At 67.6% G+C, this 21,957-nt stretch carries 18 protein-coding genes and 2 pseudogenes; 10 read left to right on the forward strand and 10 right to left on the reverse strand.

Features of this window, described 5'->3' with window-relative positions; translation table 11 throughout:
* The first annotated feature begins 124 nt into the window (after positions 1 to 124).
* The 5 genes from rhaI (at position 125) to ABIB25_RS21680 (ending at position 5,662) form a co-directional block, all read left to right on the forward strand.
* The gene (gene rhaI / locus ABIB25_RS21660) at positions 125 to 1,291 is read left to right on the forward strand and encodes an L-rhamnose isomerase (RefSeq protein ID WP_354530597.1); all 1,167 of its coding nucleotides are present in this window, start codon (positions 125 to 127) and stop codon (positions 1,289 to 1,291) included.
* Positions 1,292 to 1,295: 4 nt separating this feature from the next.
* Positions 1,296 to 2,741, forward strand: a complete 1,446-nt coding sequence (locus ABIB25_RS21665) for an L-fucose/L-arabinose isomerase family protein (RefSeq protein WP_354530598.1) — start codon at positions 1,296 to 1,298, stop codon at positions 2,739 to 2,741.
* 267 nt (positions 2,742 to 3,008) lie between these two features.
* On the forward strand, positions 3,009 to 4,289 hold the full coding sequence (locus ABIB25_RS21670) for an NAD(P)/FAD-dependent oxidoreductase (protein ID WP_354530599.1): 1,281 nt from the start codon (positions 3,009 to 3,011) through the stop codon (positions 4,287 to 4,289).
* Positions 4,289 to 5,083, forward strand: a complete 795-nt coding sequence (locus tag ABIB25_RS21675; protein ID WP_354530600.1) for a DUF1365 domain-containing protein — start codon at positions 4,289 to 4,291, stop codon at positions 5,081 to 5,083. The genes ABIB25_RS21670 and ABIB25_RS21675 overlap by 1 nt, the downstream gene beginning before the upstream one ends.
* Positions 5,084 to 5,236: 153 nt before the next feature.
* Positions 5,237 to 5,662, forward strand: coding sequence for a nucleoside deaminase (locus tag ABIB25_RS21680; protein ID WP_354530601.1), 426 nt, complete (start codon positions 5,237 to 5,239; stop codon positions 5,660 to 5,662).
* A gap of 112 nt (positions 5,663 to 5,774) precedes the next feature.
* Here ABIB25_RS21680 and ABIB25_RS21685 read toward each other — a convergent pair whose 3' ends face one another.
* Both ABIB25_RS21685 and ABIB25_RS21690 read right to left on the reverse strand, forming a co-directional pair.
* Entirely contained in the window at positions 5,775 to 8,027 is a 2,253-nt protein-coding gene (locus ABIB25_RS21685) for an MMPL family transporter (RefSeq protein ID WP_354530602.1), read from the reverse strand.
* A gap of 55 nt (positions 8,028 to 8,082) precedes the next feature.
* Positions 8,083 to 8,685: a TetR/AcrR family transcriptional regulator gene (locus ABIB25_RS21690; protein ID WP_354530603.1), complete on the reverse strand. Its 603-nt coding sequence runs from the start codon at positions 8,683 to 8,685 to the stop codon at positions 8,083 to 8,085.
* A 181-nt stretch (positions 8,686 to 8,866) separates the two neighbouring features.
* Here ABIB25_RS21690 and ypfJ point away from each other — a divergent pair, with 181 nt between their 5' ends.
* Positions 8,867 to 9,814, forward strand: coding sequence for a KPN_02809 family neutral zinc metallopeptidase (gene ypfJ, locus ABIB25_RS21695; RefSeq protein WP_354530604.1), 948 nt, complete (start codon positions 8,867 to 8,869; stop codon positions 9,812 to 9,814).
* Positions 9,815 to 9,910: 96 nt separating this feature from the next.
* Here ypfJ and ABIB25_RS21700 read toward each other — a convergent pair whose 3' ends face one another.
* Complete coding sequence (locus ABIB25_RS21700) at positions 9,911 to 10,840, reverse strand: EamA family transporter (protein WP_354530605.1); 930 nt, start codon at positions 10,838 to 10,840, stop codon at positions 9,911 to 9,913.
* A 71-nt stretch (positions 10,841 to 10,911) separates the two neighbouring features.
* On the opposite strand from ABIB25_RS21700, the gene ABIB25_RS21705 reads away from it, so the two are divergent.
* Entirely contained in the window at positions 10,912 to 11,361 is a 450-nt protein-coding gene (locus ABIB25_RS21705; RefSeq protein WP_502919876.1) for a PPOX class F420-dependent oxidoreductase, read from the forward strand.
* 11 nt (positions 11,362 to 11,372) lie between these two features.
* On the opposite strand, the gene ABIB25_RS21710 is transcribed toward ABIB25_RS21705, so the two are convergent.
* Positions 11,373 to 12,227 (reverse strand): ferric reductase-like transmembrane domain-containing protein, encoded by an 855-nt coding sequence (locus ABIB25_RS21710; RefSeq protein WP_354530607.1) that lies wholly within the window; start codon positions 12,225 to 12,227, stop codon positions 11,373 to 11,375.
* Positions 12,224 to 12,886, reverse strand: a complete 663-nt coding sequence (locus tag ABIB25_RS21715) for a GNAT family N-acetyltransferase (RefSeq protein ID WP_354530608.1) — start codon at positions 12,884 to 12,886, stop codon at positions 12,224 to 12,226. Before ABIB25_RS21715 ends, ABIB25_RS21710 begins: the two co-directional genes overlap by 4 nt.
* Positions 12,887 to 12,942: 56 nt before the next feature.
* On the opposite strand from ABIB25_RS21715, the gene ABIB25_RS21720 reads away from it, so the two are divergent.
* From ABIB25_RS21720 to ABIB25_RS21730, 3 genes are all read left to right on the forward strand, one after another.
* Positions 12,943 to 13,929, forward strand: a complete 987-nt coding sequence (locus ABIB25_RS21720) for an NAD(P)H-quinone oxidoreductase (RefSeq protein WP_354530609.1) — start codon at positions 12,943 to 12,945, stop codon at positions 13,927 to 13,929.
* 90 nt (positions 13,930 to 14,019) lie between these two features.
* Entirely contained in the window at positions 14,020 to 14,544 is a 525-nt protein-coding gene (locus tag ABIB25_RS21725) for a bacterial proteasome activator family protein (protein ID WP_354530610.1), read from the forward strand.
* A gap of 106 nt (positions 14,545 to 14,650) precedes the next feature.
* Positions 14,651 to 16,009, forward strand: a complete 1,359-nt coding sequence (locus ABIB25_RS21730) for a transaminase (protein ID WP_354530611.1) — start codon at positions 14,651 to 14,653, stop codon at positions 16,007 to 16,009.
* Between the two features lie 256 nt (positions 16,010 to 16,265).
* On the opposite strand, the pseudogene ABIB25_RS21735 reads toward ABIB25_RS21730, so the two are convergent.
* The 5 genes and pseudogenes from ABIB25_RS21735 to ABIB25_RS21755 form a co-directional block, all read right to left on the reverse strand.
* Positions 16,266 to 17,468, reverse strand: a pseudogene (locus ABIB25_RS21735) (saccharopine dehydrogenase family protein); the annotation flags it as partial.
* Positions 17,469 to 17,591: 123 nt separating this feature from the next.
* Positions 17,592 to 18,545: pseudogene (speB, locus tag ABIB25_RS21740) on the reverse strand (agmatinase); the annotation flags it as partial.
* 191 nt (positions 18,546 to 18,736) lie between these two features.
* On the reverse strand, positions 18,737 to 20,167 hold the full coding sequence (locus ABIB25_RS21745) for an NAD(P)/FAD-dependent oxidoreductase (protein ID WP_354530612.1): 1,431 nt from the start codon (positions 20,165 to 20,167) through the stop codon (positions 18,737 to 18,739).
* A 6-nt stretch (positions 20,168 to 20,173) separates the two neighbouring features.
* On the reverse strand, positions 20,174 to 20,314 hold the full coding sequence (locus tag ABIB25_RS21750; RefSeq protein WP_354530613.1) for a hypothetical protein: 141 nt from the start codon (positions 20,312 to 20,314) through the stop codon (positions 20,174 to 20,176).
* A gap of 136 nt (positions 20,315 to 20,450) precedes the next feature.
* Positions 20,451 to 21,944: a gamma-aminobutyraldehyde dehydrogenase gene (locus ABIB25_RS21755; protein ID WP_354530669.1), complete on the reverse strand. Its 1,494-nt coding sequence runs from the start codon at positions 21,942 to 21,944 to the stop codon at positions 20,451 to 20,453.
* Positions 21,945 to 21,957: the final 13 nt, after the last annotated feature.

Consider the following 21,957-nt stretch of genomic DNA (forward strand, 5'->3'; position numbering starts at 1 on the left):
AGTGGGCCGGGCACCCCCGGTGACGTAGATCAGCCCGCTCCCCTTCCGTGCCAGCACTGCGCCCTCGTCACGGAAACCTGACATCTCCTGCCCTCAAAGCCATTCGAAAAGAAGGTGCATTTTCATGATCGAGCGCGAGTCAGTCAAGAAGATCCTCGGTACGCAACGAATCGAGTTGCCCTCCTGGGCTTTTGGTAACTCGGGGACCCGTTTCAAGGTCTTCGCCCAGCAGGGCGTGCCGCGTGATCCGTTCGAGAAGATCGCCGACGCGTCTCGGGTGCACAAGCACACCGGTGCCGCTCCCAGCGTCGCGTTGCACATCCCGTGGGACAACGTGGACGACTTCGCCAAGTTGGGCAAGGCCGCAGCGGACGCCGGTATCGAGCTGGGTACCGTCAATGCCAACGTGTTCCAGGACGACGACTACATGTTGGGTAGCGTCACCAATCCCGATCCGCGGATCCGCGCCAAGGCCATCGACCACCTGCTCGAGTGCGTGGATGTGATGGACCAGACCGGTTCCCGCGATCTCAAGCTCTGGTTCTCCGACGGCACCAACTACCCGGGGCAGGACAACATCCGGGCCCGCCAGGACCGTCTGGCCGAGGCGTTGAGCAAGGTGTACGAGCGGTTGACGGGTGATCAGCGAATTGTCCTGGAGTACAAGCTGTTCGAGCCGGCCTTCTACACGATGGACGTACCGGACTGGGGCACCTCCTACGCCCACTGCCTGGAACTGGGTCCGCGTGCCAAGGTCTGCGTCGACACGGGACATCACGCCCCCGGCACCAACATCGAGTTCATCGTCGCCTTCCTGATGCGCGCCGGAAAGCTCGGAGCCTTCGACTTCAATTCGCGGTTCTACGCGGATGACGACCTGATCGTCGGTGCCGCCGATCCGTTCCAGCTCTTCAGGATCCTGTTCGAGGTGGTCAGCGGTGGCGGTCTCGACGCCGATTCCGAGATCGCCTTCATGCTGGACCAGTGCCACAACATCGAGCCGAAGATCCCCGGCCAGATCCGATCGGTGATGAACGTCCAGGAGGCGACGGCCAAGGCACTGTTGGTCGACACCGACGCTCTGGGTGCGGCCCAGTCGGGCGGAGATGTGTTGGGCGCCAACGCCGTACTGATGGACGCCTACAACACGGACGTGCGCGAACTGCTCGGCGACCTGCGCGAGGAGCAAGGTCTGGAACGTGACCCGATGGCCGCCTACGCGCGGTCGGGGTATGCCCAGAAGATCGCCGCGGAGCGTGTCGGCGGCCAGCAGGCAGGTTGGGGCGCCTGAGCCGATGACGACTGCCTCCCCTTCATCCACCGCACTGGAACATGTCGCCGGGCATCGCACCCGGGTCGGCGTGGTCGCAGGTGGCCTCGGTGCGTACTGGCCGCAGTTCCCGGAATTGCTGCCGCAACTGCAACACTGTGCGCGCCGGGTGGTCGAGCGGCTGACGGCGTTGGACTGCGAGGTGGTGGACGCCGGGTTCATCTCCGACGCCCACGAGGGCAAGCTCGCCGCGGAGCAGCTGAGGGTGGCCGATCTCGACCTCATCGTGATGTACATCCCCACCTACCTGACGTCCTCGATGATGCTGCCGATCGCCCAGCGCACCGGGGCACCGGTGCTGGTGCTGAACCTGCAACCGACCGAGGCGATGGACCACCGCAACTTCGACACCGGCAAGTGGTTGGCCTACTGCGGAGCCTGTTCGGTGCCCGAGATATCCAACGCGTTCCTGCGCTGTGGGATCGACTTCCGTTCGGTGTCCGGCTATCTCGAGGAGGAAAGGTCCTGGGCCAAGGTCGGGCACTGGGTGACGGCCGCCGGCGTCAGGGCCGGACTCAGGGGGTCCCGCCATGGCCTGATGGGCCATCTCTACCCAGGGATGCTCGATGTATCCACCGATCTCACCCTGATCACGTCGCAGTTCGGCGGTCACATGGAGGTGGTGGAATTCGACGATCTCCGCGTCAGGGTGGCCGCCGTCACCGGCGCGCAGGTTGCCGACCGGGTGGCCCTGGCCAGGGAGAACTTCGATCTGGACGAGACCGTTGCGCTTCCCGACCTCGAATGGGGCGCCAAGGTTTCGGTCGGACTCGACCGGCTGGTCGCCGACTTCGAGCTGGACTCGCTGGCCTACTACCACCGGGGGCTGGAGGGCGAGCAGCACGAGAGGCTGGGGGCCGGGATGATCCTCGGCGCGTCGCTGCTGACCGCCCGCGGTGTACCGACCGTGGGTGAATACGAACTGCGGACCTCCATCGCCATGCTGATCATGGACCGGCTCGGCGGTGGTGGTTCCTTCACCGAACTGCAGGCCCTGAACTTCTTCGACGACGTGGTGGAGATGGGGCACGACGGCCCGGCGCATCTGGCGATCAGCGCCTCCCGGCCGCTGCTCCGCGGGCTCGGGGTGTATCACGGCAAGCGCGGATACGGCGTGTCCGTGGAATTCGACGTCAGGCACGGCCCGGTCACGACCTTCGGCATCGCCCAGCAGCGCGACGGTTCGTTCACCCTGGTCGCATCCGAGGGTCAGGTGGTCCCCGGCCCACTGCTGCAGATCGGCAACACCACCTCCCGCGTCGACTTCGGCTGCCACCCCGGCGACTGGGTCGATCGCTGGAGCGACACCGGCATTTCTCACCACTGGGCCCTGGGGGTCGGGCATCGCGCCAAGGAGGTCAGCGCCATCGCGGAGCTCCTCGACCTGGGGTTCGTGCACATCCAACCCTGACCCGCGCTCTCTGCCTCACTCGCGCTCATCAACATCGATGGCCTCAGGAAGTGTTCGATTTTCGTCACTGCCGCCCCCAACGGCGCGACGTTGACGAGCGCGATCGATCTTGATAGCGGGGGTGCGCGGGTTCACCCATCTCCCGACGGGCCCGGATCGAACTACCATCGACAGACCGGCCGGCACCACTCGGCCCGGTAGAGACATGAAGATGACGTTGGTCCGGCCATGAGCCGATCGGGGTCAGCATCGTCAGGGAGTTCGCAGATGAGTAGTTCGACCTCGGCTGGGCCACGCGAGAAGGTTGCCGTTGTCGGCAGTGGCGTTTCCGGCCTGACGGCGGCGTACCTGCTGCAACGGCAGTTCGACGTCACGCTCTTCGAAGCCGACAGCCGCCTCGGCGGTCATGCCCACACCCACGACGTGCCACTGAGTTCCGGTCGAGTGGCCGGGCTCGATACCGGATTCCTGGTCCACAACCACAAGACCTACCCGAACCTGCTCCGCCTCTTCGCCGAACTCGAGGTCGCGACCCAGGAGTCGGAGATGTCGATGAGCGTGCGGTGCGACGGCTGCGGCCTGGAGTACGCCGGCGCTCGCGGTCTTCGTGGACTGTTCGCCCAGCCCTCTGCGGTCCTGCGCCCAAAGTACCTCTCCATGCTGTTCCAGGTGAAGAAGTTCCATGCCGAGGCGCACCGCGTGCTCGACGATCCGGATGACCTCCGCACGCTCGGCACGTTCATCGACGAGGGCGGCTACAGCAAATACTTCTCGAACCACTTCCTCCTGCCGGTCGTCGCGTGCGTCTGGTCGTGCGGTTTCGACGGCGCCCGCAACTACCCGGCCCGCTACCTCTTCGCCTTCCTGGAGCACCACGGCATGCTCGCCGTCACCGGATCGCCGCAGTGGCGGACCGTCGTCGGCGGGTCCCGCAGCTACGTCGAGAAGGCTGTCAAGGAACTGTCCGCCGTCCAGACCGCAACCGCTGTCAAGTCGATCACCCGTCAGGCCGACGGTGTCACGGTGGTCGACGACAGCGACGAGGTCCACCACTTCGACCGCGTCGTGGTCGCGACCCACCCCGACCAGGCCCTGTCGATGCTGACCGACCCCAGCCCCGACGAAACGCGACTGCTCGGTGCGTTCGAGTACACCCGCTCCCGCACGCTGCTGCACACCGACTCGTCGGTGATGCCGAAGGCCAAGGGCGCCAGGGCTTCCTGGAACTATCAGATGGACAGCTGCGAGTCCTCCGAGACCCAGGTCAACGTCACCTACGACCTGAACCGCCTGCAGCGCATCGACGATTCGACCGACCACCTGGTGACGCTCAACAGCGACGGCCAGGTCGATCTGGCCACCGTGATCGAAGAGATGAACTACGCGCACCCGACCTACACGGTGACCTCTGTTGCGGCACAACAGGAGCTAGGCTCGATCAATGCCGGGCGGACGGCGTTCGCCGGCGCCTACCAGGGCTGGGGATTCCACGAGGACGGGTGCGCCTCGGGCGTCCGGGCGGCGGAATCCTTTGGCGTCACATGGTGATGCTCGAGCGAGATCCCGCGTCGGTCCCGGTCGTTGCATCTGCAAGGACTTCGGGCGCCGGGACGGCGGGCGCAGGGACGGCGACCATCTATCGCAGCCTGGTCAAGCACCATCGGAAGACGACGGCGACCCGGAGCTTCCAGTACTCGAGCTACTACTGGCTGATCGACGTCGACTCCCCTCCGGTGCTGCCAGCGGTGCTACGTCCGTTCGCCCGCTTCGACGCCGCCGACCATCTCGGCGATCCGACCGGCACTCTTGCCGGCAACGTGCGGAAACTGCTGGCGGACAACAACATCTTAGTGGACCGGATCCAGCTGCTGACCAGCCCTCGTACCATCGGGTACGTGTTCAACCCGCTGTCGGTGTACTACTGCAGCCTCCGCGGCGAGCAGATCGCCGCGGTTGCCGAGGTGCACAACACCTACGGCGGGCGGCACGTCTACCTGCTGCGACCCGATTCGGCCGGTCGCGACCAGGTCGACAAGTGCTTCTACGTCTCGCCTTTCCTGCCGATGGGAGGACGGTACCTGATGCGGACGCCGCCTCCGGGTGAGAAGCTGAACGTGTCGATCGCCCTGCAGATCGGCGAGAAGACCCCGTTCGTCGCCACTCTCACCGGTCGCGGTGTGCCTGCGACCAAGCGCAACATCGTCGCCGCGCTGATCCGCTGGCCGTTGGTCACGCTCCGGACGTCGGCGCTGATCCGCTGGCAGGGCATCCGGCTGTGGCTCCGCGGCATCCCGGTCCAGCCCCGCCCGGCCGACTCGACCGGCAACGAAACCGCCCGCTGACCCAAGCCCGGCACCCACGGCGCGGATCAACTCTGCCCTTTTGGGACTCGGGTGACGCAAGTCGACGAGTTCATCCGCGCGGAACCGGTTGATCCGCGCCGTGGACGTGGGAAGCGGTAGTTTGTGGCCCCAGCACCTCACGAGGGAGACGCCATGAACGAGACCGACGAGACCCACCTGCGACGGGCGATCGCTCTGGCCACGGCTGCCCGATCTGCCGGGCAGGCACCCTACGGATCCCTGCTGGTCGCTGCGGATGGATCTGTGCTGGTGGAGGACTACAACACCGTGCTCGCCGACGCTGATATCAGTGCCCACCCGGAGTTCAAGCTGGCCAGGTGGGCATCGGTGAACCTGACCCCGGAGCAGGGCGCCGGCACCACGATGTACACCAGCTGCCAGCCGTGCCCCATGTGCACCGGCGCCATCGACCGATCCGGTCTCGGTCGGGTGGTGTTCGCCCTGTCGAAGGAACAATCCGCGGAACTCGAGCCCGGCTCCGGGTACGCGGCGGTGCCCCAGGACGGCCCAGCGCTCCTCGAAGAAGCCCAGGTTCCGTTGAGGGGCTTCTACCGCTGAGAGCCGTCCCTGACCCAGTCCCGCGCTTATCATCGTGGCGGTTTTGGGGCTGCTGGGAAGCGAGTCAACCCGATCATGAGCGCCGACGAAGTTGATAAGCGCGGGGGCAGGGTCAGCGGGACGCGAGTTCGGGGCGGCGAGGGTCGTCGCCCGCGTCAGACCCACCCGACACGGCGGCGTCGGCGTCGGCGCGGAGCTTGGCGAGCAGCTTCTCGCCCTCGATGTCGACGCTCGGGAGCGCCTTGTCCAACCAGCGCGGGATGTACCAGGCGCGGCGGCCCAGCAGGGTCATCACGGCCGGGACGATCATCATCCGGACGAGGAAAGCGTCGGCCAGCACACCGATCCCGAGCGCGAAACCGATCGAGGCGATGATCGTGTCCGGCGCGAGGATGAACCCGGAGAACACCGACGTCATGATGATCGCCGCCGCCGTCACCACCCGGGATCCGGCCGTGAAGCCGCCCACCACAGCACGTTTCGCGTCGGCGCCGTGCACGTAGGCCTCCCGCATCCCGGACACCATGAAGACCTGGTAGTCCATCGCGAGCCCGAAGAGCACGCCGATCAGCAGGATCGGTAGGAAGCTGATGATCGGGGACGGGGTGTCCACCCCGAAGATCCCACCGAGCCAGCCCCACTGGTAGACCGCGACGACCGCGCCAAACGAGACACCTACGGACAGAAGGAATCCCAGTGCCGCCTTCACTGGCACGACGATCGAGCGGAAGATCAGCAACAGCAGGATCAGAGCGAGTCCGACGACGATCAGCAGGTACTCCGGCAGAGCGCTCCCGAGTTTCTCCGAGACGTCGATCTGGACGGCGGTCTGCCCGGTCACGGCGATGACGGACCCGGTGGCCGCACCCCAGCCCGCGAACTTGGCGCGGAGGTCGTTCACCAGGTTCTGGGTCAGCTCATTCGACGGGCCGGTAGCCGGAATCACCTGCACCACACCGAGTGTGCCGTCCTTCGAGACTGCAGCAGGCACGGCGACCGGCTTCTGCGGCAACGCGTTGATGTCGGCGGCGACGGTGGCCACGGCCGACTGCAGACCGGCCGGCGGGGCCGACACGGTCACCACGAGCGGGCCATTGAAGCCCGGCCCGAACGACGCGGCGAGCAGGTCGTAGGCCTCGCGCTTGGTCGATCCGATCTTGCCGGATCCGTCGTCGGGAAGGGCCAGGTGCAGTTTCACGGTCGGCAGGGCGATGATGCCCATGCCGATCACGGTGGCGGCCAACACCATCGCCGGGCGACGGGTGACCATCCGGATCCAGCGGTTGGGGTTGTGGGCGTGATCGACGACGGCGTGCTGGTCCGTGTCGGAATCCCGAGCGGTCCGGGCGCCGGCACGGTCCGACCGTTTCAGGACTTTTTCACCGGCGAAGCCCAGCAGCGCGGGCACCAGGGTGATCGCGATCAGCACGGCGATCGCCACGGTACCGGCGGCCGCAAGCCCCATCACCGTCAGGAACGGAATTCCCACGACACTGAGCCCGGCGAGGGCGATCAGCACGGTGAGCCCGGCGAACACCACGGCAGAGCCGGCGGTCCCGGTGGCCCGGGCGATGGATTCCTCCAGCGCCATACCGCCTTTCGCCTGGGCCCGGTGTCTGGAGACGATGAACAGCGCATAGTCGATGCCGACCGCCAGGCCGAGCATGAGAGCGAGGATGGGCGCGGTGGTGGACATCTGAATGGAGCCGGAGGCCCAGAGAATCCCGGACAGGCCGACTGCCACGCCGATGAGCGCGGTCAGCATCGTCATGCCGGCGGCCACCACCGAGCCGAAGGTGATCAGCAGGACGACCAGCGCCACGATCACGCCGATGCCCTCGGTCGAACCGATGGAGGGGGCCTGCTTCACCGCTCCGCCGCCGAGCTCTATCCGAAGTCCGTCCACCGAGTGCTGGGTGGCCAGGGACGCGATGGTGTCCTGTGTCGCCTCCGGGATCTCGGTGATCTGCCCGGCGAACTGGACCTGTGCATACCCGACATCACCGGCCGGGGAAATGCTACGGCCGACCGTCGGCGGGATGATGACGCCGACCTTCGCCAGGCCTTCGGTACCGCTCAGGACGTCGGAGATCGCCTGCTGGTACTTGGGTTCGCTGAGCTTGCGTCCGGCTGGTGCGGCGAACACGATGCGACCGGCGGCACCTCCGGCGGCCGGAATCTCCTTGTTGAGCTGGTCGAGCGCCTTCTGCGCCTGCGTCCCGGGAATGGCGAAAGAATTGGTCATCACGCCCTTGAAGGCGAGCGCGCCACCGCCGACCCCGCCGAGCAGGATCACCCAGATCAGCAACACCACCCATCGACGCCGGACGGCAAAGGCTCCGAGGCGGTACAGCAATGTGGCCATCTTGGTTCTCCTGGGTTCGGGGTCTTGCGGTGAGAGGAGGGCAGGAAACGTCAGGTCAGGTGAGGCGGTCGAAGTCGATCAGCGAGAAGGCCAGATCCAGATCTCTGGCCAGGCCCTCTCTTCCACCGGCACGGTCACGCATCACCCAGCGCTGGATGCACGCGCGGCCGGCGGAGAGTGCGAACTCGGCGAGGAGGGAAATGCGGATGTCGTCGGCCGCCAGGGATGTCCGGGCCGAGATCACGGCAGCAACCCGCTCGCCATGGACCAGCTCGCACGCACCCAGTGCAGCGGCCAGCTCGGGTTCCGAATCGGCCATGGCCAGGATTCCGGTCCGGCTGTTGACGATCTGCTCGGACAGGTTCTCGAGCACCTCGCGCAGCAAGGCGGTCAGTGATCTGTCGGCCGGTGCGCTCTCGATCAGACCGAGCGCACCGTCCATCCAGGAATCGCTGATCGCGGCCAGGCACTCGGCCTTGCCGGCGAAGTAGTTGGAGAACGTCCGACGCGAGACCCCGACAGAATCGACCAGATCGGCGATGGTGAACCCGTCGTATCCACGCTCGTCGGCGAGCCGGAGGGCCTGCTCGGTGAGTGCGGCGCGGGTGCTGAGCTTCTTCTGCTCGCGCAGGCCGGGCACGGTGGACACGGTGGGCATGTGTACGACCATAGATTGAAGTTTCCCAATGCGCAAACATGCCCATTGTGCAATTCGCCCCGCTCTGCTCAGCGGGCGGGCTGCACAGTCGGCGCGTAGCGATGGGCGCCCGGCGCGGGTGACAATTCATGCCGCGAGGACGCCCAGGCCGGGCTTCCAGGAGAGAGACTTAGGGGCCGAGATGAAATTCAACGACGATGCGCAGCTGGACACCTCGCAGGTGCAGGACCGCCGGGGCAGCTCCGGTTCCGGTGGTGGCGGCGGGTTCTCGCTCGGCAAGGGCGGTCTGGCCGGCGGCGGGGTCGGCGTGGTGGCCATCATCGTGTTCGTGCTGTTCCAGGTCTTCTCCGGCAGCGGCGGATCGTCGACGGGGTCACCCGGGGTCGGCGGACTGCTGTCCCAACTGGCCGGTGGGAGTACTCCGAACGCGCAGGCCGACAGCAAGAACCTTGTCTGCACGGGCGGCGCCACCAGCAGCGACGACTGCGAGGTGCTCGCCATCGTCAACTCGGTCCAGTCGTTCTGGAGCCAGCAGCTGGCGACCTCCGGCACCACGTACACCGAGTCCGACACGGTCTTCTTCAGCGGCTCGACCTCCACCGGCTGCGGCACCGGCGAGACCGGGATGGGGCCGTTCTACTGCCCCGCGGACAAGCAGGTGTACATCGATCTCAGCTTCTGGTCGGAGCTCAAGACCACCTTCAACGCCAACGACGCCCTCTTCACCCAGGCCTACGTCCTGGCGCACGAGTACGGGCACCACGTCCAGGACCTGCTCGGCACCAGCGCCCGCATCTCGACCGCGGCGGGCGCCACCTCGGGCTCCGTGCGGCTGGAACTCCAGGCCGACTGCTACGCCGGCGTCTGGGCCAATCACGCATCGACGGTGGCCGGCTCCGACGGCAAGGTCCTGATCAGCGACATCACCTCGCAGGACGTCGCCAATGCGCTGGACACCGCCGGCAAGATCGGCGACGACTACATCCAGACGACGCTGGGCAGTGGCACGGTGGACGCGTCGACGTTCACCCACGGCTCGTCCGCCCAGCGTCGCAAGTGGTTCACCACCGGCTACCAGACCGGAAAGCCGACCGCCTGCAACACCTTCGACACCAACAGTCTGGGGTGACGGTCGGTCGGGGCGACGAAGGACCATCAACGAATGCGATACGTACCTGTACTCAGGTACGTATCGCATTCGCTATCGCGTCGGGCGGGACTGTCGTCAGGGCAACGGCGCCGGCTCGTCCTGCGTCCCCGCCTTCGGTCGTCCCGGCTCCGGACGTCCAGGGCGCTGCGCCGACAGCACGACGGCCCCGCAGATCGCGCCAATGCCGGCAAGGTCGAGCGGCCCCGGGATCTGCGCCAGGATCACCGCGCCGACCACGGTGGCGGCGACCGGCAGCAGCGCCAGCAGGATCGCGAACCGGGCCGCGCTGACCCGGCGCATGATGACCTGCTCGATGGCGTAGGGGATCACCGAGCTGAACACCGCGATCCCGACCAGGGCGAGGAGGTGCCGGGGCGAATGCACGATCACCCTGGTCGCGCCGATCGCCAACGGGCAGTAGAGGACGGCGCCGACCGTCATGCCGACGGCGAGCGAGGAGATGCCATCGCCACCCCGGGCGACCCGCCGGCCGAGCAGGATGTAGCCGGCCCAGGCCGCAGCGGTGGCGAGGATCGCGACCAACCCGATCACGGCGTTCGCGGTCCAGCCACCCTGCAGGCTGACGCCGGCCAGCGCCACCACACCGGCCGCGGCCAGCACGATGCTCACCCGCTCGCGCCAGCCCCGGCCACTGATCGCGGCGACGGCGACCGGCCCGATGAACTCGATCGCCACCGACGTGCCCAGCGGGAGGTGGTCGATGGCGATGTAGAAGGCGATGTTCATCGTCGTCAGGACAACGCCGAACAGCGCGGCGGCGAGAAGTCCCTGCCTGGTCCACGTCTGTCGCCACGGTCGTCGCCAGAGCAGCAGGACGATCGCCGAGAAGGCGATCCGCCACCACGCCACCGACTGCGCCGGGATGACGGCGAAGAGACCGACCGCGAGCGCGGCACCGGAGTATTGCGTCAGCCCGGAGGCCATGAACATGAGCGGTGGCGGGATGCGGTCGGACACCGCTGTCGAGCGGGTCACGGTCGTCACGTCGATCACCATACGTTCGCCGCGCGCCGACCGAGGCGAGAACCGGTTGAGGGCGGCATGAACCGGGCACGATGAAGGGGTCGACCTACCCGGCAATTCGAAGTGGAAAGAGACCAGTGACCAATCCAGCGGAACTGTCAGCCGACCTGCTCGCCCTGTTGACGGGCGGCAGCCCCTGCTACCTCGCGACGACGATGCCAGACGGCTCGCCGCAGATCACCCAGACCTGGGTGGATACCGACGGCACGAACATCCTGATCAACAGCGTCAAGGGATTCCAGAAGATGCGGAACATCGAACGGGACCCGCGGGTCGCGTTGAGCGTGGCGGACCTTGCGAACCCGTTCCGCTACTTCCAGATCAGGGGGACGGTGCTCGGCGTGACGACCGACGGGGCGGTCGACCACATCGAGATGCTGGCCCAGCGCTACCTCGGCACGCCCTACCCCTGGTACGGCGGCCGCGACCAGGTGCGCCTGCTGATGACGATCGAGCCGCACAAGATCAGCACCATGGGCTGAGCCAACGCCGACTACAGCGTCCCGTGCTGTCCTTTTGCGAGCGCGACGAGCGCCATCACCAGCACGATCAGGCCGGTGACGGAGAGGCCGACGGCCACCGCGATCCGCAGCGCGACGTGCCGCGGCTCCTCGAAGCGGCCGGCCCGCCGACGCATGCTGAGCTGGTCGGACAAGCGGAGCGGCCTGCGCAGCCGGAGGACGATCAGCGCAAGCAGCGGGATCTGGGTGATCCAGACCAGGGTCCGGCCGAGGCCTTCCAGCCGGAGGTCGGAGCCGAGGAACAAGGCGTGCCACAGCCCGACGGCGTAGCTGACGGCGGCGATCTGGTGCGCGACCAGCCAGACCCGTCGTCCGACGTAGCGGCGTAGGTAGTAACTCGGGCCGAGCAGGACCGCGAGGTAGAGCGACAGCACCCCGAGCGTGTAGCCGAGCCCGTCCACGTGCGCGGTCCACGGGACGAGCGCCACCAGCAGCGAACCGCCCGGCACGCCGATCCCGTACGTCAGGGCGTGCAGCAGGGTGAGGCCGATGACCGCCACGTTGAGCTGCCGGTGCCAGGTGACCACTGCCGGTCGCCACCCCATGCGACGCGGTCTACCACCGCGCCTGTTCGGTTGGCGAATGCTGATGACGAGACCAAGGACGAGGCCGGCGTAGGCCCATAGCAACGCGACGATGCCGCTGGCCTGCAACAACAGGGTGCTGACGTTGCCCTGCCCGAACCGCCGCACGTTCGCGAGCAGCCAGTAGCAACCCGCGGTCGCGGCAGTCGCCGCGAGTGCGTGGCCACCGCCGACCACCACAGTGGCCCGGAGCGTGCCGACTTCCTTCGACCGGGCCGAGGCGGGCGAACGTGGTCGAATCACAACCCGAATGATCCTCGGCAAGCGTCAAGGCCGGCCACCTGCACCGACCACGTCGGCTTGCGGAACGTCTCGGGCGTCAACAGCAGTCGCTCGTCGACCGCGGCCTCTCCCGGGCGCCGCTGCACCACCCGGTCGCCGTTGGGGACGTATCCGACCTTCCTGGACACCGCCTGGGACTTCGGGTTGTCGGAGAATGCAGCACTTTCGGCTCTTGTCGCTTTCAGATGGTCGAAGGCGAAATTGACGACAGCGCAACGCATCTCCGTACCGAACCCCTGCCCCTGATGCGCCAGGCCCAACCAGGATCCCGTGTCGACGGTCCGAGTCACGGCGAAGTCCCGACCGCTGATCTCCTGGGTGCCCATCAACGCCCCCTTCGAGCGCACGGCGAAGTGCACCGACCAGTCCTCCGGCACACTCGCGGCCCGCGACCGCCAGAAGTGGCGCAGCGTGTTCTCGATCAGTTTCTCCCGCGGCTCGTCGGTCCATGGCATCAGGAAGGGCATGGCGGCCGGGTCGTGGATGCCTGTGGCGGCCAGGTCGACCAACTCGGCCAGATCGTCGTCGCAGACCGGCCGCATGATCAGCCGCGGGGTGGCCAGGCGCAGCCCGAACAGGGGCCAGAGCCTGGTCAGGGCGTCCCTCGACGTCGTGGTCATGATGCGAAGCCTGCCATCCCCATCGCCCGCCGTGCAGTCGCATTACCCTCGGGACCATGTTGGCCATCACCCAGGACGAATTCGGCGGTCCCGAGCTGTTGCACCTCACGGAGGTCGAAGATCCGGTGGCCGGCGAAGGCGAAGTGCTCATCGCCGTCACGGCGAGTGCGGTGAACCGGGCGGATCTGCTGCAGCGCGAGGGCCACTACCCACCCCCGCCGGGGGCCTCGCCAATCCTCGGCATGGAGTGTTCCGGGACCATTTCAGCGGTCGGCAGTGGCATCACCGGGTGGCAGATCGGCGACCGGGTGTGCGCCCTGCTTGCGGGCGGCGGATATGCGGAGCAGGTCGCCGTTCCGGCACCGCAGGTACTCCCGCTGCCGGACGGCGTCGATCTGGCCGACGCCGCCGGACTACCGGAAGTCGCCTGCACGGTGTGGTCGAACCTGATCATGCGGGCCGGCCTGGGCGCGGGTCAGACCCTGCTGGTGCACGGTGGGGCGTCGGGCATCGGCACCATGGCCATCCAGGTGGGCAAGGCGATCGGCGCCACGGTCGTCGTCACCGCCTCCCGCGATTCCTCGCTCGAACGCTGCCGCGAACTCGGCGCGGACGTCGGGATCAACTACTCGACGCAGGACTTCGTCGAGGCGCTGAAGGACGCGACCGACGGTCGGGGAGCCGACGTCATTCTCGACGTGGTCGGAGCGAAGTACCTGCAGCGCAACATTTCCACGCTCGCTTTGGACGGATCGCTGGTGATCATCGGGATGCAGGGCGGGGCCAAGGCGGAGCTCGATCTGGGTGCGCTGATGGCCCGACGTGGGGCCGTCATCTCGACCGCCCTTCGCAGCCGCGCGGTGAGTGGTCCCGGGTCGAAGGGCGAGATCGTCGACGCCGTCCGTGACCATCTCTGGCCGCTGGTGGCGACCGGCGCCGTCCGGCCAGTGATCGATGTGGTGCTGCCGCTCTCCCAGGCCGGGCAGGCTCATCAGCGGATGGCCGACGGTGGGCACTTCGGGAAGATCCTGCTGGCGACCTGAGCCGGGATCTTCGGGTGATGTTGAAGCGCACCCCCACCGGGAACCGATCGACTAGCTTCAGACGAATCGGACGACGAGAGAGAGCATGTGATGACCGAGCAGCAATCCCACCGTTTTGTGGTGGTCGGGCCCGACGGACAACAGGAGAGCGAGTCCGAGCCGCCGGTGGGCACGCAGCTGGCGGGCGTCGACCCGGGGGACGCGATCGGTGAACCCGCCAAGGTGATGCGGATCGGCACCATGATCAAGCAGCTGCTGGAGGAGGTCAGGGCCGCGCCGTTGGACGAGGCCAGCCGGGTGCGGCTCAAGGACATCCACGCCGCATCGATCAAGGAGCTGGAGTCCGGACTGACGCCTGACCTGCGTGACGAACTGGAGCGGCTCACCCTGCCGTTCACCGAGGATTCGGTGCCGACGGACGCCGAGTTGCGGATCGCACAGGCGCAGCTGGTCGGGTGGCTCGAGGGGGTGTTCCACGGACTGCAGGCGGCCCTGGTCGCCCAGCAGCTGGCCGCCCGGTCCCAGCTGGAACAGATGCGGCGCGGCGCTCTCCCGCCCGGGACGTCCGGCGAGGAGCCGAGTGTCGGACCCCACGGCACCGGCCAGTACCTGTAGCTCCGGCCCCGCTGCACACCCCGTGCGTCCTGCAAAGTGCTCGCTATAGCGAGCACTTTGCAGGACGTTGTGTTGTTCCCGGCGGGCATCGGGCAGGATGCAGCCCATGGCCACGGTGAACCGGACGCGACTGGGTGAACTGCATGCGCGGGAACGGCAACGTTTCGACCGCGACCATCCGCGATCGGCAGATCTTGCACGCCGGGCCGGCGCTCACATGCAGGGCGGCGTGCCGATGAGCTGGATGGTGAAGTGGCCCGGCGACTTCCCGGTCTTCGTCGAATCGGCTGCGGGCGCGCATTTCGTCGACGTGGACGGACTCGAGTACATCGACTTCTGTCTCGGCGACACCGGCGCCATGGCCGGGCATTCGCCGGCGGCAACGGTCGCGGCGGTGCATGCACAACTCGACCGAGGGATCACCACCATGCTGCCGACCGCTGATGCGATCACCGTGTCGGCAGAGTTGGCCCGCCGCTTCGGCCTTCCGCTCTGGCAGTTCACCCTGACGGCGACCGACGCGAACCGTCATGCCATCCGGTACGCCCGCGTGGTGACCGGCCGCCGGAAGATCGTGGTCCACAATTTCTGCTACCACGGGTCCGTCGACGAGGCGTTCGCCACGCTGGATGCGGACGGGCGCACCGTTGATCGCCGGTCCAACATCGGGCCACCGGTACCGACGTCGGAGACGACCATCGTCGTCGAGTTCAACGACATCGAGGCCATGGCGATGGCCCTGGCCACCGGCGAGGTCGCCGCTGTCCTGCTGGAACCGGCGCTGACGAATATCGGCATCGTGCTGCCGGATCCCGGCTACCTGGAGGCCGTCCGGGAGCTGACCCGGAAGGACGGCGTCCTGCTGATCAACGACGAGACCCACACCATCTGCGCCGGCCCGGGCGGCTACACCGGGCTCGCGGGCCTCGACCCCGACCTGTTGGTGATCGGGAAGTCGATCGGCGGCGGAATCGCCTGCGGCACCTTCGGTATGACGGCGGAGCTGGCCGCCCGCATCGAGGAACTGGTGCCCTTGGAGGACATCGACGTCGGCGGGATCGGCGGGACGCTGGCCGGCAACGGACTGTCGATGGCCGCCATGGCAGCAACCCTGCGCAACGTCCTGACCGACGACGCGTTCGCCCGGATGATCCCGCTCGCCGACCGATGGGCCGACGGTGTGCAGGCAGGAATCGATGCGGCGCATGCACCCTGGCACGTCACCCGGCTCGGATGCCGGGCGGAGTATGGCTTCTCGACAGAGCTACCGGTGAACGGCTCGGAGGCGGCCGCGGCCGACGACTTCGAACTCCAGCAGTTGCTGCACCTCTACGCCCTGAACCGCGGCATTCTGCTGACGCCGTTCCACAACATGGCGCTGATGTGCCCGGCCACCACCGAGGCCGACGTCGACGCCCATACCGCCATGTTCGCCGAGCTCTGCGCGGAGCTCTTCAGCGCCTGAGGCCGAATGCCCGCGAGGCCCGCGCGCCCGCGCATATGGAACGTACCGTTTCGCGACCTCGGAGGCGGAAAACGGACAGTTCCGTATGCGCCGGGCATTCCTGTATGCGCCGAAAGGGGGGCTACAGGGCGCGGCTGTGGGGGGCGTCGGGGGCGGTGCCGGTCTTCGGGCGGACCGGCTGCGGGTGCGGGTCGCCGGGCTTGGTCGGCGCGGGGCCGGTGTCACGGGCCCCGCCCGCATCCAGCGCCGCCGGACCCTGCTCCCGCATGCCCCACGGCGAGCCGTACTCGGTGAGGAGCGTCAGGAACGGCACCGCGTCGAAGGCTTCCGGGCCGAGTACACCCGCACCCGACCAGGCCCCGCGTGCGATCAGCTCCATCGCAACCACCGGGCACACCGCGGTCTGCCAGACCACGGCCTGCGAGTGGTACTCCCTCATCGACCACTCGTTGTCGACCACGTGGTAGAGGTACACCTCGCGAGGGTTGCCCTGCTTGTCCAGACCCTTGATCCACGTTCCGGCACAGGTCTTCCCGTGCATCTTGTCGCCGAGGGTGGCCGGGTCGGGCAGCAGCGCGGCGATGACGTCACGGGGCGACACCATCACCGAGCCGACCTGCAGCCGCTCCGCGGAGTCGATCCCCAGCTTGCGTTGCAGTTTGAGCATCTCGATGAACTCCTGGCCGAGCCCGTACTTGAACGTCACCCGGCCGGCGTCCAGCCAGCGCGGGATCAGCAGCACCTCCTCGTGCTCCACGTTCACGCACTCGACGGGCCCGATGCCCTCCGGGAAGTCGAAGACCTCCGGCTCGGAGAACGGGGCGGTGGTGAACCACCCTCGATCCTTCTCGTAGACGATCGGCGGGTTCAGGCACTCCTCGATGGTGGTCCAGATCGAGAACGTCGGAGCGAAATCGTATCCCTCGACCTGCAGGTTGCCTCCGTCGCGGACGCCGATCTCCTCGATCGAGGAGAACAGGTGGTCCGAGGCGTACTTGGCGAAGACATCGGACAGTCCCGGCTCGACACCCATGCCCACCAGGGCGATCCGGTCGGCGGCCTCCCACTCCGAGGCCATCGCGAACTGCTCGTCGCCGAGCATGATGCCCGGGGTGTTGAACGGGTCGGTCGGGTGCGGGTGCGACAGCGACATCGCCATGTCGATGTAGTGCGCCCTGCCCTGCAGCGCCGCGTTGAACAGCGGCATGACGAACCGCGGATCGGTGGCGTTGAGCAGCAGGTCGCACCGGTAGCGGGTCAGCAGGCCGACCACGTCGTCGAGCTTGGTGGCGTCCACCTGGGCCGGGATGAACCGCCCGTCGCCGACGATCTCGCAGGTCTGCTGGGCCTTGGACAGGTCGTAGTCGGCCACCACCATGGCCTCGATGTATTCGCGCTTGGCCGCCGTGGCGACCACCGCGGACCCGACGCCGCCGGCGCCGACGAGCAGCACCCGCAGTTTCCCGCTGGCCGACCGCACGGGCGCCAGGCTACGACCGGACAGCACCGGCACCGACTCGTCCCAGGTGGTGCCCTCCGCCTCGTCCGCACGTCGCCGGGCGATGCCCGAGAGTGTCTCCAGGACAACACGGTTGCCCAGCATCGCGGTCACATCGGCATGGTCGTACGGCGGCGCCACCTCGACGATCTCCAGCCCGACCAGCTTGGTCTCGCGGCCGATCCGGCGGACGGCGTCCAGGAGCTCGCGGGCGGTCAGTCCGCCGGGCTCCGGAGTGCCGGTGCCCGGGGCCATTCCTGGGTCGACCACGTCGATGTCGACGGACAGGAAGACGCCGTCGGTGTCCTGCGAGGCCAGGGCGATGGCCTCCGTCAGCACCTCGGTGAGGCCACGCCGCTGGATCTCGGCCATCTCGAAACCGCGCATGCCCTGATCGGCCATCCAGGCCAGTTCCGGTGGCTCGGGCCAGTACCCGCGGAGACCGATCTGGAAGAACTTGCTGCCCTTGACGGCTCCCGATTCGATGACCCGGCGCATCGGCAGACCGTGCCCGTACAGCGAGCCGAACTGGATGTCTCCGGTGTCGGCATGCGCGTCGAAGTGGATGACGGCGATCCGGCCGTAGCCGAAATGCTCGGCAAGGCCGGTGATGTCGGCCATCGCGACGGTGTGGTCACCACCGAGGACGATCGGGATCTTGTCGGCCTTCGCGAGCTGGGTGATGACGTCCTGCAGCGCCCTCAGCGAGCGGATCGTCTCCGTCGGCGCCATCTCGACGTCGCCGGCATCGACCACGCCCAGGTCCAGCAGCGGGTCGACCCGCAACGACAGGTGCGGTCGGGAACCGGTGTGCTCCGAGTAGTCGACGGTCCGCAGCGCCATCGGGCCCATCCGCGCGCCGGAGCGGTAGGAGGTGCCCGAGTCGTACGGGGCGCCGACGATCACCGCCGACGCCGAGGCATAGGTCGACGGATCGGACAGGTCGCAGCGCGGAACCCCGGTGAAGGTGACATCGGGGCCGTACATTGCGCCGTAGCGCGCCATGGGGATCAACTCTCCTGCTAGTGGTGGTGCCATCCGGCGGGGTGCCGGACCTGAGATGTTCGCTTTCGTCTGTCAGCTTCGCTGCGCGCACAACGATCGGCAAGCTGCGTGATCGCTCGCACAACGGATGACCGCAATCCGTCGTCCGGACGGTTCAATCGTTCCCCCGCCCGCAACGCACCGAGCAAACCGCCGTGCTGCAGCACGAGCCGGCGAAGGTCCTGTCACGAGTCGAAGCCGAGCCCGAACCGGTCGAGGGAGCGGAGCCAGAGGTTGCGGTGCCCGGCCCGCGCATCGGCCCGCGCCGCTGACCACCGCGTCAGGTTGATGACACCCGACCGCAGCGGCTCGGGCGGGAACGGCACCGGCTTGGCCCGGACGGTGTTCAGCGACGTCAACTCGGTCTTCTCGCCCGACAGAAGGTCCAGCATCACCTGGGCCCCGAAGCGGGTGGCCCCGACCCCGAGACCGGTGTAACCCGTTGCGTAGGCGACCTTTCCGCCGTAGCCGGTGCCGAAGAACGGGAAGAAGCGGGAGCAGGTGTCGATCACCCCGCCCCAGGTGTGGGTGAAGCGGAGGCCCTCCAGCTGCGGGAACGTCGCGAAGAAGTGCTCCGACAACAGCTTGAACGTCTCCGGCCGCTGGTCGAGCGACGCATCGATCCGGTTGCCGTAGTGGTAGATCACGTCGTAACCGCCCCACAGGATGCAGTTGTCGTCCGTCAGCCGGTAGTAGTGGAACTGGTTGCCGGCGTCGCTGACACCCTGCCGGCCCTTCCAGCCGATGGTGTCCATCTGCGCGTCGGTGAGCGGTTCGGTGGCCATCGCGTAGTCGTAGACCGGAACCACGTACGGCCGGACCCGCTTGAGCAGCGACGGAAAAGCGTTGGTGCCCAACGCAACGCGGTCCGCACGCAGGGTACCGTGCGGGGTGGTCAGCACCATCTCGCGGCCGTCGCGGGCCATCCCCTGCACGTGGGTGTTCTCGTGGATCTTCACCCCGAGCAACTCGCACGCATCGGCGAGACCCCAGACCAGACGGGCCGGATCGACCAGCACCGTCTTGTCGCGGCCGTTCACCGAACCGAGGTAGGTCGGCGAGTTCACCAGCGCCCTGGTCCCGGCCTGGTCGAGAAGCTCTGCCTCGTCACCGAAGTCGAGCATCCGCTCGTAATCCGCGGCCAGGTCACCGATCTGGTAGCTCTCGGTGGCAACCTTGAGCTCACCGGTCTTCTCGAGTTTGCAATCGATCCCGAAGTCCTCGATGGTCTTCACGATCCCGGCGAGATTGTCGCGGCCGCGGCGTTCCAGCCGCGGCATGTCCTCCGGGTACCAGTCCATCCCGTTGGCCTGGCCGTGCGTCAGGGAAGCGGAGCAGAAACCGCCGTTCCGACCGGAAGCCGCCCACCCCAGGGTCTTTCCCTCCAGCACCACCACCTCGCGCGAGGGGTCCTCCTGCTTGGCCAGTAGTGCCGTCCAGAGTCCGGAGTATCCACCCCCGATGACGGCGAGGGCGGTACGGGACGATCCGGTCAACCGCTCGCGCGGCTCCGGGGCATCGACGTCATCGAGCCACCAGCAGATGGGCTCGGAGTCGGACAGGGAGTCGCGGACGGCCTTGGATCTGGCGCGGCCGGCGGGAAGCAGAGGAGACATCGCAGATCACCCCTGCTGCGCAGCGTGCGGCAACTTGCGGGAGGTCTCGATGACGGTCCCGGTCTTGCCGTCCCAGATGTCGGACGAGAGCGACGGACCCCGTGGGTCGGGAACGGGGTCGAGCACGCGAATGGAGGTGTGGATCATGACGGTTCGGTTCTCCTCGGATGTGATTCTTCGACGAAAATGGTTCGGTGAAGCGGATCGGGAGCAGCAGGAAGAAGCGGGCCCGAAGGACAGGACTCCCGGCAGGCCGTCCCCCGGTGAGGGGAGGACGCGCGCGTCAGGCCGGGGGCAGGCCGAAAACGGTGCGGTGCCAGGATTTGCGGCCGATGCCGGTGCGATCCATCGCGACGTGCTTGATCTGCATGTACTCATGCAGGGCGTAGGTGCTCATGTCCTTACCGAAACCGGATGCTCCGTAGCCGCCGTGCGGCATCTCGGAGAAGATCGGGATGTGATCGTTGATCCACACGGTACCCGCTCGAAGCTCCGCGGAGGCCCGAAGTGCCCGATGCACGTTGGAGGTCCAGGCCGAGGCGGCCAGCCCGAAGGGTGAATCGTTGGCCAGCGCCAGTGCCTCGTCGTCGGTGGTGAAGGGAATCACCGTCAGCACCGGCCCGAAGATCTCCTCCTGGACGATCGGGTCGGACTGGGCCACGTTCGTCACCAGGGTCGGCAGCTGCCAGAACCCGTGGGCGAGGTCCCAGCCGGCGTGGTCGCTCCCCGGCAGCCCACCCGGCGAGATGATCTTCGCGCCGCGCTGCGCGGCCGCGTTGACCATGCCGAAGACCTTGTCGCGATGACGCTTGCTCGACAGCGGCCCGATGTCGGTTGCCGGGTCCATCGGATCTCCCATCACCAGGCCGGCAAGCAGATCGGCGATGCCCGAGACGAAGGCGTCGATGAGCGAGACGTGGACGTAGGCCCTGGTCGCAGCCGTGCAATCCTGCCCGGAGTTGATCAGTGCGCCGGCCACCGCGCCGTGCACCGCCGCCTCCAGGTCGGCGTCGTCGAACACCACGAACGGGGCCTTGCCGCCGAGTTCGAGGTGTACCCGGGCGGCCCGCCCTGAGCAGGCGGCCATCACCTGACGACCGACGGCGGTCGAGCCGGTGAACGAGACCATGTCGACGTCGGCGTGGGAGACCAGCGCCGATCCCGCGTCCGCACCGGTACCGCTGACGATGTTGATGACGCCGTCCGGGAGGCCGACGGCGGCGGCCGCCTCGGCGAACATCAAGGAAGTGATCGGGGTTATTTCAGAAGGTTTCAGCACGATGGTGTTCCCCGCCGCGACGGCCGGCAGGATCTTCCATCCGGCCATCTGCAACGGGTAGTTCCAGGGTGAGATCGACCCGATGACACCGATCGGCTCGCGCCGGATCATCGACGTGTGGTCGGGCGAGTACTCCCCCGCCGCGCTGCCCTCGAGCACCCGGGCGGCGCCGGCGAAGAAGGCGGTGTTGTCGATGGTCCCCGGGACGTCGAAGCCCGAGGACAGCCTGATCGGCTTCCCCGTCTGCGACGTCTCGACCTGGGCCAGTTCCTCCGCCCGGTGCTCCAGCTCCACGGCCAGCTTCGCCAGCAACGACGATCGTTCCGCCGGCGTGGTGCGCGACCAGCTGCCGAACGCCTGACGGGCGGCGGCCACGGCTTTCTCGACGTCCGCGGCGGTCCCCAGGGCGTAGCGGGTCACCTCACGTCCGGTCGCCGGGTTCAGCACCGGGAAGGATTCCCCCGACCCCGGGAGCCACTGACCGTCGATGACGTTCATGGTCACCGCGGCG

Origin of the sequence: Nakamurella sp. UYEF19 (assembly GCF_040546275.1) — a bacterium.
GTDB lineage: Bacteria > Actinomycetota > Actinomycetes > Mycobacteriales > Nakamurellaceae > Nakamurella.